Here is a 15,661-nt window from a genome sequence, read left to right on the forward strand (position 1 = left end):
TTTTAATGCAAGGAGAAAACATAGTATGTCACAATATTCTGTAGTACTTTGTGTTACTAATGGTGTAGAAGATATTGAAACAGTAACTTCTATTGATATTTTAACTAGAAGTAACATTAATGTAATAACATTAAGTACAAATAATCAACATAAAATTCAATGTGCTTATGGCACAAATTTATATAGTAATATTTTATTACAAGATTATCAAGTACAAAATAACCATATTGCTATTATTTTACCTGGTGGATTACAAGCAGCAGAACATTTTACAAAAAATAAGATATTATTATCTTATATTAATTTTTTTAAAAAAACACAACGAATTATAGGTGCAATATGTGCTACACCAGCTATATTTTTAGCAACACATAATATATTTCCTACAGCAAAAATGACAAGTTATATTGGCTTAAAACACTTAGTATCTGATATACAGTGGTCAGATGAACCAGTTGTATGGGATGTACAAAACAAATTATTAACTGCACAAAGTGTTAAACATGCTATTAATTTTAATTTAAAATTAGTAAATATTATTTTAAATAATAATGTTTCATCTAAAATCAAATCTGTATTATAACCATATTATATATTTTATATATATATGTAATATAATAGATAATATGCTCTAATTGTATTTAGATATAGATTAGAATTTATATTCTAATCTGATTGACCATTTTATCTAAAACACCATTTATAAATTTATAGCTGTTATCTACACCACCAAAAATTTTTGCTAAACCAATACTTTCATTAATAATAACTTTATGTGGTATATCTAAACGATGTATTAGTTCATATAATGAAAGACGTAAAATAGCTTTTTCAACTTGTCCCAATTCTAATATATTTCTTGATAAAAATGGTTTCATTGTTTGATCTAAATCAATACTATTTTTAATTACTCCAATAATTAATTCATTAAAATAATTAAGATCTATTTGTTTAATATTTTTTATAGATTCATGTATAAAATAATATTGTATATCATGTAAGTTATTTTGTGATAGTTGCCAAGAATAAATAGCCTGTACAGCATATTTACGTGCTCTATATCTGCCTTCATATTTCACAATATTACCTTTAAATTTATAATAATGTAATTTCTTTAGATATATTTATCATTTCTAATAATGTTAATGCAGATTCTATACCTTTATTACCTTGTTTCCCATTTGATCGGTTTAGTGCTTGTTCTAAATTATCTGTACTTAATACACATAAAACTATCGGTATCTGATTTAAAATAGATAAACTAGATATTTGTGTATAAATTTCTTGAGTTAAATATTTATAATGTGAAGTTATACCTTTAATAATTGTTCCAATAACCATTATGCCATCATATATATTTTTTTTTATTAATAATTGTGTTGTATAAGATAATTCATAAGATCCAGGAACCCAAATAATCGTAATATTCTCATCTGGTATGTGACCTAATCGTTTAAAAATATCCAATGATGCTTTTAATAAATTTTTATTTATCATTATATTATATCGAGTAATAATAATTGCTATATAAGCATTTTTATTAATAATTCCTGTATTAATTATTTTCATATTTATGTCCAAAATATTTATTTTACTGGTTTTAAAACTATTTTTAAATCTTGTGCAATTTTTCTTATATGTATATAACGAAATTTAGGAGCATCATTGATATTATATATTTTTGTCCAATTACATAAATTTAATGAAAACGGACCTAATATCTGAGGAGACATATAAATTATTAATTCATCTATTAAGTTATTTAAGATTAAATATCCTGATAATATACTGCCAGCTTCTACTAATAGATTATTAATACCTTTTGTAGCTAATTTTTGTAGTAAAAGTTTTATATTAAAATAACCATTAACTATTGGGATAATCATTTGTGTAACATGTTTAGGCCAATTATTATAATTAATATTATTTTTAATTAAAATTATTGTTTCAGGTATAGAAATAATTTTATGATATGGAGATATCTTGTTATGTTGGTCAAGAATAATTCTTATTGGTTGTCTCAAAAATTTTTTAGGATATTTTTTTTGTATATAAGTACTTAAATTATACCAATTAACAATTAAGGTTGCATTATCTTTTAAAATTGTTTTACTGGTACTCAAAATAGCAGAACTTTGGGCACGTAATTTATGTACATCTTGTCTAGATTTTAATGATGATATCCATTTACTTAAACCATTATATAATGCAATTTTACCATCTATAGATGACGCAAGTTTTAATTTTATATATGGCATGCCAAATAATATTCTTTTAAAAAAACCATAATTAATACGTTTAGCTTTTTCTGATAATATATTAATAGTTGTTTTTATACCATGTTGTTCTAACATTTTTATACTTTTTCCATTGATCCTGGGATTAGGATCAATATTAGCTATAACTATACGATATATTTTTGCTTTAATTAATGCATGGCAGCATGAAGGAGTTAAATGATAATAATTACAAGGTTCTAACGTAGTATAAACAGTAGAATTTTGTGTCTGACTTCCAGCCATCTTTAATGCATTAACTTCTGCATGTTGTTCTCCTGTTTTAAAATGGTATCCTTTGCCAATAACATTATTATTTTTAACAATAATACAACCTACATTAGGATTAGGAGTAGTAGTATATATACCCAATTTAGCTAAATTAATAGCTTGCATCATAAAAAATTTATCTGTGTACACAATTAATAACCTTCCCAACAAAAAAGTTTTTAATACTCATTTATTTATTAAATATAGAAAATATGATACTTTAATATATAAAATTGCATTTTATATAAAAAAATATAATAATTAATTTATTAGTTATATTTTTAATTTTAAAAAACATTCCTATAATACTATTATTAGATTATAACATACATAGTATATATTTTATTTATATAAAATTTTTATGTATAAATAATGAATTTTAAATTTTCATATATAAATTATTTTAAATATTTTTTAAAAATTAAATTTAAAATTTAATATCTAATCTTAAAAAAGATCAAAATTAGTAAAAAACTAAACTTTAATTTTGTTAAAATGGATAAATTTTGTTATGCAAGAACAAATTATTATTTTTGATACTACATTACGTGATGGTGAACAATCATTGAAATGTAGTTTAACAACTAGAGAAAAAATAGAAATTGCATTATCATTAGAATCAATGGGAATAGATATTATAGAAGTAGGTTTCCCAGTTTCTTCTCCTAAAGATTTTCATACAACAAAAGAAATTTCTAGTATTATTAAAAATAGTACAATATGTGGATTAGCAAGATGTAAAAAAAATGATATAGATTTAGTATATGAGTCGTTAAAAAAAGCTAAAAATTTTAGAATACATATTTTTTTAGCGACATCACCATTACATATTACTACTAAATTAAAAATGACTTTAGATCAAGTTATTGAACGCATAATATTTATGATTAAATATGCCAAACAATATACTCATGATATTGAGTTTTCTTGCGAGGATAGCACACGAACGCCAATTAAAGATCTATGTTTAGTAATAGAAGCAGCAATACAAGCTGGAGCTACTACGATTAATATACCAGATACAGTAGGTTATATTTTACCATATGAATATGGTGATATCATTACATCAATCAAAAATAAAGTACATAATATTGATAAATGTATTATTTCTGTGCATACACATAATGATTTAGGTATGGCAGTTGGTAATGCGATTACTGCCATCCATGCTGGTGCTAGACAAATAGAAGGTACTATTAATGGTATTGGAGAACGAGCTGGTAATTGTGCTTTAGAAGAAATAATTATGGCAATATATACTAGAAAAAGTTTACTGAATGTTACGACTAATATTAATAAAAAGAAAATATATAATACTACAAAAATAGTTAGTCAAATATGTAAAATTCCTATAGCTTTACATAAAGCAATTATAGGTAAAAATGCTTTTTCACATTCTTCAGGAATACATCAAGATGGAATTATTAAAAATCGTAAAACATATGAAATTATAGATCCTAATATTATAGGATTACAAACGCAAAAAATATATTTAACAGCAAAATCAGGACGTGCGGCTATTAAATATCACATGGAATTAATGGGTTATCCACATAATACATATGATATTAATCAACTATATAATAATTTTATTAAGTTAGCTGAAAAAAAAGGACAAGTATATAATTACGATTTAGTTACACTGGCTTTTAATAACAAGATATATAATAAAAAAAATTTTTATACATTAGTATCATTTCATATTACATATAATTCAACAAAAATATCTCATGCTATGATAAAATTAAAATGTAATGATATAATATATATGCAAACTTCAACAAATATAGAACCTATTAATGCAATATTTAAAGCTATTAAAAAAATCATACAATATAATATACATTTATTAAATTATAAATTAATTATGCAACATAATAATAATGTTATAGGATACGTTCATATTAAGATCAGATATAAAAATATTACTTTTTATGGTATTAGTCATTTTACGAATAATATTATAGAAACTTTCATACATGCTATCATTAATTGTTTAAATGATATATGGAAATTTCAGCAAACAAAAAATCTTTATAAACATGAAAAATAATAATAGGAATTTTATGAATAATATGTTTAAATTAGCGGTACTTCCCGGAGATGGCATTGGTCCAGAAGTTATGCGACAAGCATTAAAAATTTTAAATAAAATTAAAAAATATTTGAATAAAAAGATTATTATTAATACATATCAAGTAGGTGGTACAGCTATTAATACTTTTGGAAATGCATTACCTGAAGAAACATTACATGGATGTGAAGAATCTGATGCAATATTATTTGGTTCTATTGGTGGACCAGAATGGGATTATTTACCTTTAGAAAAAAGACCAGAACAAGGATCATTATTAAAATTAAGAAAACATTTTAATTTATTTGCTAATTTACGACCAGCATATATTTATGACAATTTATATTCATTAAGTCCTTTAAAAAATATCATTATACGAAAAGGTTTTGATGTCGTATGTGTTAGAGAACTTACTGGTGGAATTTACTTTGGTGAACCTAAAGGAGTACAATATCAACCAAATAATACATATGCTTTTGATACAGAAATTTATTATGAATATGAAATAGAAAGAATTGCTAAGATTGCTTTTAATTTAGCAGTAAAAAGGAAAAAAAAAATTTGTTCTATTGACAAAGCAAATGTATTATATACATCAGTATTATGGCGTCGAGTTATAAATAAAATATCTCAAATGTATGATGAAGTCACTCTACAACATATGTATATAGATAATGCTGTTATGCAATTAATGAAAAATCCATCACAATTTGATGTAATACTTTGTCCAAATTTATTTGGTGATATTATTTCAGATCAATGTGCTATGATTACTGGTTCTATTGGTAATTTACCTTCAGCCAGTTTAAATAATAAAAATTTTGGTTTATATGAACCAGCAGGAGGTTCTGCTCCTAATATTGCTGGTAAGAATATTGCTAATCCTATTGCACAAATTTTATCATTATCTATGCTTATTGAATATAGTTTACAAAATAGTGTAGTAGCACAAAAAATCAATAATGCGATTATACAAACATTAGCACAGGGTTATAGAACTAAAGATCTCGTAAATCAAAATACACAATTATTAAATATAGTTACAACAGAAGAGATGGGAACATTAATCACTCAAAATATAATATAGGTGTAATAATGGGTAAAACATTATATGATAAAATATATGATAGTCATCAAATTTGTACAATAGAAAATCAAATAACATTATTATATATTGATAGACATTTTATTCATGAAGTAACTTCTCCACAAGCGTTTAACTCCTTAAGAATAAAAAATCGTAAAGTATATAGACCAGAAAAAACATTTGCTACAATGGATCATAATGTTTCAACATTAACACAAAATTATGAACAAATTAGTTTAAATGCACAACAACAAATAAAAATGCTAATAAAAAACTGTAAAGATTTTAATATACAATTATATGATATATATCATCCTTATCAAGGAATTGTACATATAATGGGTCCAGAACAAGGCATAACTTTACCAGGAATGACCATTGTATGCGGAGATTCGCATACTTCTACACATGGTGCATTTGGCGCATTATCTTTTGGTATTGGTACATCTGAAGTAGAACATGTTTTAGCTACTCAAACATTAAGACAAAAAAAAATAAAAAATATGTTAATTAGTATTAATGGTATTATACCTAAATATATTACTGCTAAAGATATAATTTTATATATTATTAAAAATGTAGGTATTAGTGGATGTAACAAACATATTGTAGAATTTCAAGGAACAGTAATCAAACAATTAAGCATGGAAAGTCGAATGACATTATGTAATATGTCTATTGAAATGGGTGCAAAATCTAGTTTAATAGCACCAGATAATATTACTTACAGATATTTAAAAAATAAAACTTTTACTCCTAAAGGTGCTAATTGGATTAAAGCAAAAGAATATTGGAAGACTTTATATAGTGATGCTAATGCTTATTTTCATAAAATTATTAATATAGATATTACTAATATCAAACCACAAATAACTTGGGGTACAAACCCCGCACAATTAATTAGTATTGATGAAACAATTCCTTTAATTAAATCATTTAAAGATAAAGATCAACAAAAATCAGCGCAAAAAGCACTACATTACATGGGTTTGCAAGAAGGAATGAAATTAACAAATTTAAAAATAGATAAAGTATTTATTGGATCATGTACGAATTCTAGAATTGAAGATTTAAGATCTGCAGCAAAAATTATTGATGGCAAACATGTTACAAATACAGTACAAGCTATTATTGTACCAGGATCACAGATGGTAAAAAAACAAGCAGAAAAAGAAGGTTTAGATAAAATTTTTAAAAATGCTGGTTTTGAATGGAGATTACCGGGATGTTCTATGTGTTTAGCTATGAACGAAGATAAATTATTACCTGGTGAACGCTGTGCTTCTACTAGTAACAGAAATTTTGAAAGTCGTCAAGGGATAAATAGTAGAACACATTTAGTTAGTCCAATGATGGCTGCTGCTGCAGCAGTTAATGGTTATTTTATCGATATACGTAATTTATAAACATATGAAAAATATACAATTAAAATATATAGGCGTAATCGCTCCTTTGGATATTTCTAATATAGATACTGATGCGATTATACCCAAACAATTTTTACAAAAAAATGTAAAATATGGTTTTGGTAAATATTTATTTTATTATTGGCGATATATAAATAAAAACCAAGTAAATCCTGAATTTATTTTAAATCAACAAAAATTTAAAAATGCAAATATATTATTAACAAGAGATAATTTTGGATGTGGATCATCTCGAGAACATGCTTTATGGGCTTTAATAGATTATGGCATTAAAGTTATTATTTCATCTAGTTATGCAGATATATTTTATAATAATGCTATTAATAACAAATTATTATTAATTACATTATCAAAAAAAGATATTAATAAATTATTTCTTATTATTAAAGAACAACCTGGAATTACTTGTGTAATTAATATGCAAGATAAAATTATTATCATAGCAAATAAATATTTTTCTTTTCATATTGATAAATATATTTTGCAATTTATTTTGAATGATGTAGATCAAATAGATATAACTATGAAATATTACAAAAAAATTAATATTTTTGAACTCAAACATCATAGTTTCTTTTCATAAAATATGAGTATAATAATATGCGTATAATTTTATTAGGTGCGCCAGGCGTTGGTAAAGGTACACATGCTAGATTTATATCAGAAAAATATAATTTGCCTCATATCTCTATTGGTAATATTTTACGTAACTGTATATCAAATAATAATTCTATTATGTCACAAAAAATTAGAAAATATATTAATAATGGATTAATGGTTCCTGATAATATTACTATACAAATTATTAAAAAACGTTTATCTAAGATAGATTGTAAAAAAGGTTTTTTATTAGATGGTTATCCTAGAAATATAATACAAGCAAATATTTTAGAAAAAGAAAATATTGAGATTGATAGTATCATAGAAATATATATTCCAGATAATCAAATTATTACAAGAATTTTAGGACGACGTATACATGATTCTTCTGGACGTACTTATCATGTTATTTTTAATCCTCCTAAAATTTTTGGAAAAGATGATATAACAGGAGAACCACTCATTCGTAGAATAGATGATAATATTCAAACAATTAATTATCGTTTAAAAGAATATTTAAAACAAACTCAACCTTTAATACAATACTATCGTAAACAAGCATATAAAAAAGATTTTTTATATAAAAAAGTTAACAATACTTTATCGATAATAGAAGTAAAAAATGAGATTGATCATTTTTTGCAAAAAAATATACATCAAAAATAACATTATTATATTTAAATAATGAAAATTATGGTTTATTTATTTTAAATTTGTTAGTATAATTTATACGATTATATTTAATTATATAGGTTATAATTTAATGTTCACTGGATGTATTGTTGCACTTATTACTCCTATGGATATGAAAGGTAATATTTGTAAAACTAGTCTTAATAAACTTATTCAATACCATATTCATAATGGTACTAATGCTATAGTTGTTATGGGGACAACTGGTGAATCATCTACATTAAACTACCATGAGTATATTAAAACCATTATGTGGACATTAGAATTATCAAAAAACAAAATACCAATTATTGCTGGTACAGGATTTAATAATACATTTAAAAGTATTAAAATAATATCAGCTTTAGAAAATACTGGTATTATAGGATGTTTAAATGTAACACCATATTATAATAAACCTACACAAGAAGGTTTATATAAACATTTTAAAACTATTGCACACAGTACTAATTTACCACAAATATTATATAATGTACCCCAACGTACTGGATGTGATTTATTACCAGAAACTGTATATCGTTTATCCAAAATTTCAAATATTATAGGTATTAAAGAAGCTACAGGAGACTTATCTCGTGTAAACCAAATTAAAAATTTAGTTCATAAAAATTTTTTTTTACTGAGTGGTGATGATAGTACATCTTATGAATTTATGTTATTAGGTGGCCATGGAATAATTTCTGTTACTGCTAATATTGCTGCACAATATATGAAACGTTTTGTAGAATGTATGCAACATAATCATCTTGATAAAGCTAGAATAATAAATAAAATATTAATGCCATTACATAAAACATTATTTCTTGAAACTAATCCCATACCTGTAAAATGGGCCGCCAAAAGAATGGGCTTAATTAATAGCAGTTTTATGCGTTTACCCTTAACAACTTGTACTACTAAAAATCAAAATTTTATTGAAATAATATTAAAACAATTAAAACTAATATAGTTTTGTTAAATCTATTACTTTTGATAAATATTGTTGTATTTGATACAATATAGTGATTCTGTTTTTTTTTAGTTGTGTATTTTGATGATTAATCATAACATTTTGAAAAAATGAACTTATGGGATAATATAATTCTGAAAGAATTAATAATATATTATAATATTCATAATGTTTTATTTTGACATGAATTATTTTTGATAATTTCTTTATATGATTTGTTAAAATTAATTCTTCTTTAAGAAGAATTAATTGATGATTAATATCATCACAAATAAATGATTTATATTGTATAATAACTTTATTAATTCTTTTATGAGTTAAAATAAGTAATTTACTTTGTTTTTTTTCTAATGTAAAAAATTTACTTACAGCACGTATAATATGATCCATTAATAATGGTTTTTGAAAATTACTATTTAAAATAGTAGTAACTATTTCTGGTTTGAATTTTAATGATAAATACCAATTTTTACATCTTTGAAACATAAATGTTGTTAATGTTAATATTAATTTATTTTTATTACATTGCGAAGGATATAATGTAATTACAAAATCAATTAATTTATATAAATTTAAATTAAATTTCTTCTGTATAATAATACGTATAATAATTAAAGCTATTTTTTTTAATGCATAAGGATCCTTATTACTTGTGGGTAATAACATTACACTAAACATACCTACTAATGTATCAATTTTATCAGAAATAAACAAAATACATGAAATATCATCAGATGGAATTTGAGAATACATACTATATTGGTACTGATCATATAATGCTTGTATAATGGCAGGATGTTCTTGATTATGTTTTGCATAATACATACCAATAATACCTTGTAAATCTGTAAATTCATTAACCATTTGTGTTGCTAAATCACATTTAGATAATAAACTAGCTTTTATACAATGTATAGTATTACATTGTAAATCATATGATAAATATGTAGAAATTTTTTTTATGCGTATTGTTTTATCAAATAAAGTACCTAATTGATTATGAAAAATAATGTTTTTTAAATATATTAAATATTGTACTAATTTTATTTTTGTATCTTGCTCGAAAAAAAAATTTACATCTTTAAAACGTGCATGCAAAACTCTTTCATGTTCTTGAATAATTATATTGTTTGTGTTATTTATATTAATAATAAATAAAAAATAAGGTAATAATTGATTTTTATTATTATAAATAGGAACATATCTTTGATATTTTTCCATAACATAAACTAATATTTCTTTTGGTAATTTTAAAAATCTTTTATGAATTTTCCCTACTAAAACTCTAGGACATTCAACCATAGCTGTTAACATATTTAAAAAATCTAATGATAATTTTACTACACCATGATTTTTTTGAGCATAATATTGAATATCATTCAAAATTTTATTTTTTCTTTTGGTAAAATTTACAATAATATGTCCAATACTATATAATTTATCTTCATAATCTTTAGCATGTAGTAGATTAATATTTTTATTATATAAAAAACGGTGACCGTAAATAATATTATTAGCTGGAATATCTAATATATTAATTGGAATAAATTCTTTGTCTAAAAGTATACATATATTTCTAATAGGACGAATAAATTTAAATGTATTATGCCAATACATAGAATGAGGTATAGCTATCTTAGTAAGAACATTAATTAAACATTTTGATAATAAATCTTTAATATGTGAACCAATAATATGTTTTTCATAAAAAATATAATTATTATGATATGTAATATTTTTTAAACTTTTTATTTGATGTTTATGCATCCATAATTTTACGATAGTTAAATCAAAAATATTTTTTTGATGTGTAATAATATATGGTCCTTTAATTTTTAAAAAATAATTATTTTGTATAGGATTTAAACTTAAAATTTGTATAGCAATTCTTCTATGTGTCATAAAAAAATTGATTTTTTTATATTGAAAATGATGTACATCATGTATTTCATGCTTTAAATTTTTAACTATAATATTAGTAAGTTTTAATAAAATATAAGATGGTATATCTTCAATGGAAATTTCTATTAATAAAGTAGTTGTTTTATACATATAAATATATACCTTGTTTATAACAAAAATATAGCTATTAATTATTATAATAATATTGTTTAACAATATCTTTAGTCATATTACGCAATTTAAATATAAATCTTTTACGTTCTGTAATAGAAAAAAATTTTCTAGATTCTAACAAATTAAAACAATGTGAAGCTTTTAAAAGTTGATTATATGCCGGAAAAATTAATGATGGTTTTAATTTTAATAAAAAAACAATTTCTGTCATATAATGTTGAAAGGCATTAACTAAAAAATTAGTATCAGCATAATTAAAATTATATTTAGAATATTCTTTTTCATTTTGATAAAATAAATCACGATATGTAACACATTTTTTTGTATCTTTATACCAAATTAAATCAAAAATATTATCAATATTTTGGATATGCATACCTAACCTTTCAAGACCATATGTAATTTCTCCTGTTATAGGTTGACATTTTAATCCGCCAATTTTTTGAAAATAAGTAAATTGTGTAATTTCTACACCATTTAATAATATTTCCCAACCAACACCATAAGCTCCTAAAGTTGGGTTTTCCCAATTATCTTCTATAAAAGTAATATTATTATTTTTACAGTCTATATTTAATGATTTTAATGAATGTATATATAAATCTTGTATATTACATGGTGGTGGTTTTAACATAACTTGAAATTGATAATATTGTTGTAAACGATTAGGATTATTACCATATCGACCATCTGTAGGTCTTTTAGATAATTGTACATAAGCTATATTATATGGTTTTTTGCTAATAGCATACAAACATGTCATAGGATGTGATGTTCCTGCACCTACTTCAGTATCTATAGGTTGTAATATTATACATCCTTGTTGGGCCCAATATTTTTGTAAAATAAATATCATCCCTTGAAACGTTTTTTCAGAAAAATGTGTCATAATAATATATTTAACTTTAAATTTTATTCAATTGTGTTTTTTTAATATAAAATACATAATTAAATATAAATTTAACATATTTTTTATATAATACATATGTATGTTACAGTAATCTGTTATTATTTTTTCTAAAAAATAATATGTTTATGTAATATATAATATGAAATAATATACAGAAGGAACATTTATGAATTTTATATTTAAAAATTTTTTTTTAAAAAATAAGACAACTAATTATAATACATTAGTTGTACGCATAACATATTGTGCTATATTAGTATCTTTTATATTATTAATACTTAAAATAATAGCATGGGAATATACACGTTCTATTAGTATGTTAGCATCTTTTATTGATTCATTAATTGACATAACTTCATCTACAATTAATTTATTAATTTTATATTATTCGTTACAACCTGCAGATTTTCAGCATTCGTTTGGACATGGTAAGGCTGAGTCATTATCTGCGTTAACACAAAGTGTTTTTATTTGTGGTACTGCAATTATTTTATTTATACATAGTATTAAATACTATTCTCATCCTATACATTTAATACATCCAACTATTGGTATTATTGTTATTATTTTTTCATTTTTTTCTACATTATTATTAGTAATGTTACAAAAAAAAGTTATTAAACAAACTAATAGCCAATCTACACATGCAAATATGTTACATTATCAATCTGATATTTTAATCAATAGTGCAGTATTATTTGCATTTATATGTAATATATATAATATTAATACAGCAGATCCATTAATAACATTATGTATTAGTATATTAATATTTGTTAATGGTATTAAAATAGTATATAAATCTATTCAATCATTATTGGATCATTCATTACCTGATTATGAAAAAAAAATAATTATGAATTTAGTAAATTCTTGGCCTAAAGTATTAGGTGCACATGAATTAAAAACTAGACAATCAGGACCAACAAGATTTATACAATTACATTTAGTATTAGATGATAAACTATCTTTATTAGAAGCACATGCAATTGCAGAAGAAATAGAATTAGAATTAGGTAAAAAATTTCCACATTCAGAAATACTTATTCATCAAGATCCATATTCTATAGTTCCTAAACATAATCAAGGGTTTTTTCAAAATTAATATATTATAAAAGGTTATTTCTATGATTAAAAGAATTGGTGTATTAACAAGTGGTGGCGATGCTCCAGGAATGAATGCAGCTATTAGAGGTATCACACGTACTGCTATTGGTAAACAATTAGAAATTTTTGGTGTATATAATGGTTATTTAGGTTTATATAATAATAACTTTATTCAATTAGATAGACAAAGTGTCGCAGATATTATTAATAGAGGAGGTACCTTTTTAGGTTCTGCACGGTTCCCGCAATTTGCAGAAAGACCAGTGCGTACAATTGCAATTAATAATATGAAAGCACATAATATAGATGCTTTAGTTGTTATTGGTGGTGATGGTTCTTATATTGGTGCAAAACTAATAACTGAAATGGGTTTTCCATGTATAGGAATACCTGGTACTATAGATAATGATGTTGCTGGTACTGATTATAGTATAGGTTATTTTACTGCTTTAGAAACTATTGTACAAGCTATTGATCGTTTAAGAGATACTTCTTCATCTCATCAAAGAATATCATTAGTAGAGATTATGGGACGACGTTGTGGTGATTTAACATTATCTGCTGCTATTGCTGGAGGATGTGAATTCATTGTCTTGCCAGAAATTATTTATAATAAATATGATTTAGTACAAGAAATTAAATTAGGAATAGAAAAAGGTAAAAAACATGCAATAGTATTGATCACAGAATTAATTTGTGATATTAATGAGTTAGCTAAATTCATTGAAAAACACATACAAAGAGAAACTAGAATAACAGTTTTAGGACATATACAACGAGGAGGAGTACCTGTAGCATATGATCGTATTCTAGCATCAAGAATGGGAACATATGCGGTGGAATTATTATGTAAAGGTTATGGGGGAAGATGTATTGGTGTTAAAAATGATATTATGGTTCATAATGATATTATTGATGCCATTAAAAATATGAAAAGAATTTTTAAAAAAGAATTATTTGATACTGCAAAAAAATTATATTAATTTTTAGTCATACAAAGAGTAATAAAATGAATACAATAAAAATATTTACACGTACACACATAGGGAAAAAACATAATAAAATATTACGTATAAATAATAAATTCCCTGCTATTATTTATGGTAATAATATTAGTAATATATGTATTTATATATATAATAAAGATGTTTTAAACATTAAATTAATAGATTTTATGTTTTCTAAAAATCAATATATTTATTTAGTTGGCTATAACAATAACACAATTACTACTAAAATACTAAATATTCAATATCATCCTTATAAAAATAAAATATACCACATAGATTTTTTATATATTACTGGTTTAATGACAAGTTTAGCGTAATAATATTATATTGGTATAGCCATAGTAATAAAATTATAATCCTAAAACATCATTCATACTATATATACCATTTTTATTAACATGTGATAACCATATAGCGGCTTGCAATACCCCTTTAGCAAAAGGAATACGGTTAACAGTTTTATGTATGAATTCAATTTGTTCGCCGGCAAAAGAAAAAATAATTTGATGTTCTCCAGAATAGTCACCAGCTCTAATAGAATGACAATTAATATTTTTAGTCATGTGATACTGATGATATTTAGTTAATATAATATTTTTCATAAATAAAGCAGTTCCTGAAGGAGAATCTATTTTATGTTTATGATGTTTTTCAATAATATCAATATCAACATTTGATTGAAAATTTTCACATAATATTTGTGTGATATTTTGTAATAATTTATTAATAATATTGATTCCTTGACTAAAATTAGCAGACCAAAGAATACTAATATCATTAGATGCTTTTACAATTTGTTTTTTTTCGTCATGGTTAAAACCAGTAGTACCAATAACAATTTTTTTTTTATATTTTTGACATATTTGCACATATTGTAAACTAGCTTCAGGATTAGTAAAATCTACCAAAACATCAAAATCATGAATAATATCATATATATTAGACTTAATATTTAATTGTGTTGAACCATATTTTATGGTTTTTATATGATTTTTTATATCAATAACACCATTTAAAATAATATTTAAATTATTTTGATTAATAATATTTAATATAGCAGTACCCATTTTACCAGTAATACCAGTAATAGCTAAACGTACTTTATTTTTTTTCATAAGTATATGACTCCATAACTAAATTTAATATTTATTATGAGTAAAACATTTAATATAAATGTTAGTA

The 15,661-nt window shown here is 23.2% G+C and carries 16 protein-coding genes; 10 read left to right on the top strand and 6 right to left on the bottom strand.

Translation table 11 applies throughout. From position 1 onward, the window contains the following. Positions 1 to 25 precede the first annotated feature (25 nt). Positions 26 to 583 carry a DJ-1/PfpI family protein gene (locus tag GJT86_RS00215; protein WP_168920300.1) on the top strand — a complete coding sequence of 186 codons (558 nt, stop codon included), beginning with the start codon at positions 26 to 28 and terminating at the stop codon, positions 581 to 583. A gap of 76 nt (positions 584 to 659) precedes the next feature. Here the strand turns inward: GJT86_RS00215 and nusB are convergent, their stop codons facing one another. From nusB to ribD, 3 genes are read right to left on the bottom strand one after another with little or no spacing between them, the layout of a single operon-like run. Next, positions 660 to 1,079 (bottom strand): transcription antitermination factor NusB, encoded by a 420-nt coding sequence (gene nusB / locus GJT86_RS00220; protein WP_168920301.1) that lies wholly within the window; start codon positions 1,077 to 1,079, stop codon positions 660 to 662. Positions 1,080 to 1,095: 16 nt separating this feature from the next. After that, positions 1,096 to 1,569, bottom strand: coding sequence for a 6,7-dimethyl-8-ribityllumazine synthase (gene ribH / locus GJT86_RS00225; protein WP_168920302.1), 474 nt, complete (start codon positions 1,567 to 1,569; stop codon positions 1,096 to 1,098). 17 nt (positions 1,570 to 1,586) lie between these two features. Continuing rightward, positions 1,587 to 2,696: a bifunctional diaminohydroxyphosphoribosylaminopyrimidine deaminase/5-amino-6-(5-phosphoribosylamino)uracil reductase RibD gene (ribD, locus tag GJT86_RS00230; RefSeq protein ID WP_168920303.1), complete on the bottom strand. Its 1,110-nt coding sequence runs from the start codon at positions 2,694 to 2,696 to the stop codon at positions 1,587 to 1,589. A gap of 361 nt (positions 2,697 to 3,057) precedes the next feature. Between ribD and leuA the strand changes: the two genes are divergently transcribed. The 6 genes from leuA to dapA all read left to right on the top strand — a co-directional run bounded on the left by leuA (position 3,058) and on the right by dapA (position 9,376). Next, positions 3,058 to 4,599 carry a 2-isopropylmalate synthase gene (leuA, locus tag GJT86_RS00235; protein WP_168920646.1) on the top strand — a complete coding sequence of 514 codons (1,542 nt, stop codon included), beginning with the start codon at positions 3,058 to 3,060 and terminating at the stop codon, positions 4,597 to 4,599. 13 nt (positions 4,600 to 4,612) lie between these two features. After that, positions 4,613 to 5,707 (top strand): 3-isopropylmalate dehydrogenase, encoded by a 1,095-nt coding sequence (gene leuB / locus GJT86_RS00240; RefSeq protein WP_168920304.1) that lies wholly within the window; start codon positions 4,613 to 4,615, stop codon positions 5,705 to 5,707. Positions 5,708 to 5,715: 8 nt separating this feature from the next. Continuing rightward, positions 5,716 to 7,113, top strand: coding sequence for a 3-isopropylmalate dehydratase large subunit (gene leuC, locus GJT86_RS00245; protein WP_168920305.1), 1,398 nt, complete (start codon positions 5,716 to 5,718; stop codon positions 7,111 to 7,113). A gap of 4 nt (positions 7,114 to 7,117) precedes the next feature. After that, positions 7,118 to 7,717, top strand: a complete 600-nt coding sequence (gene leuD / locus GJT86_RS00250; RefSeq protein ID WP_168920306.1) for a 3-isopropylmalate dehydratase small subunit — start codon at positions 7,118 to 7,120, stop codon at positions 7,715 to 7,717. Between the two features lie 17 nt (positions 7,718 to 7,734). Continuing rightward, positions 7,735 to 8,400, top strand: a complete 666-nt coding sequence (adk, locus tag GJT86_RS00255; protein ID WP_168920307.1) for an adenylate kinase — start codon at positions 7,735 to 7,737, stop codon at positions 8,398 to 8,400. Positions 8,401 to 8,497: 97 nt separating this feature from the next. Then, positions 8,498 to 9,376 carry a 4-hydroxy-tetrahydrodipicolinate synthase gene (gene dapA, locus GJT86_RS00260; RefSeq protein WP_168920308.1) on the top strand — a complete coding sequence of 293 codons (879 nt, stop codon included), beginning with the start codon at positions 8,498 to 8,500 and terminating at the stop codon, positions 9,374 to 9,376. On the opposite strand, the gene glyS is transcribed toward dapA, so the two are convergent. Together glyS and glyQ are read right to left on the bottom strand one after the other, a co-directional pair. Continuing rightward, a complete protein-coding gene (gene glyS, locus GJT86_RS00265; protein ID WP_168920309.1) occupies positions 9,368 to 11,428 on the bottom strand; it encodes a glycine--tRNA ligase subunit beta in 2,061 nt (686 codons plus the stop codon). The genes dapA and glyS overlap by 9 nt on opposite strands. Positions 11,429 to 11,465: 37 nt before the next feature. Then, positions 11,466 to 12,341: a glycine--tRNA ligase subunit alpha gene (glyQ, locus tag GJT86_RS00270; protein WP_168920310.1), complete on the bottom strand. Its 876-nt coding sequence runs from the start codon at positions 12,339 to 12,341 to the stop codon at positions 11,466 to 11,468. 187 nt (positions 12,342 to 12,528) lie between these two features. On the opposite strand from glyQ, the gene GJT86_RS00275 reads away from it, so the two are divergent. The 3 genes from GJT86_RS00275 to rplY are packed head-to-tail and all read left to right on the top strand — an operon-like array spanning position 12,529 to position 14,796. Continuing rightward, positions 12,529 to 13,467, top strand: a complete 939-nt coding sequence (locus GJT86_RS00275; protein ID WP_168920311.1) for a cation diffusion facilitator family transporter — start codon at positions 12,529 to 12,531, stop codon at positions 13,465 to 13,467. Between the two features lie 22 nt (positions 13,468 to 13,489). After that, the gene (gene pfkA / locus GJT86_RS00280) at positions 13,490 to 14,452 is read left to right on the top strand and encodes a 6-phosphofructokinase (RefSeq protein WP_168920312.1); all 963 of its coding nucleotides are present in this window, start codon (positions 13,490 to 13,492) and stop codon (positions 14,450 to 14,452) included. 26 nt (positions 14,453 to 14,478) lie between these two features. Continuing rightward, the gene (gene rplY / locus GJT86_RS00285; protein ID WP_168920313.1) at positions 14,479 to 14,796 is read left to right on the top strand and encodes a 50S ribosomal protein L25; all 318 of its coding nucleotides are present in this window, start codon (positions 14,479 to 14,481) and stop codon (positions 14,794 to 14,796) included. 33 nt (positions 14,797 to 14,829) lie between these two features. Here the strand turns inward: rplY and dapB are convergent, their stop codons facing one another. Beyond that, positions 14,830 to 15,594 carry a 4-hydroxy-tetrahydrodipicolinate reductase gene (gene dapB / locus GJT86_RS00290; RefSeq protein ID WP_168920314.1) on the bottom strand — a complete coding sequence of 255 codons (765 nt, stop codon included), beginning with the start codon at positions 15,592 to 15,594 and terminating at the stop codon, positions 14,830 to 14,832. Positions 15,595 to 15,661: the final 67 nt, after the last annotated feature.

This window comes from Enterobacteriaceae endosymbiont of Macroplea appendiculata (genome assembly GCF_012571605.1).
In the GTDB taxonomy this organism is placed as follows: domain Bacteria; phylum Pseudomonadota; class Gammaproteobacteria; order Enterobacterales; family Enterobacteriaceae.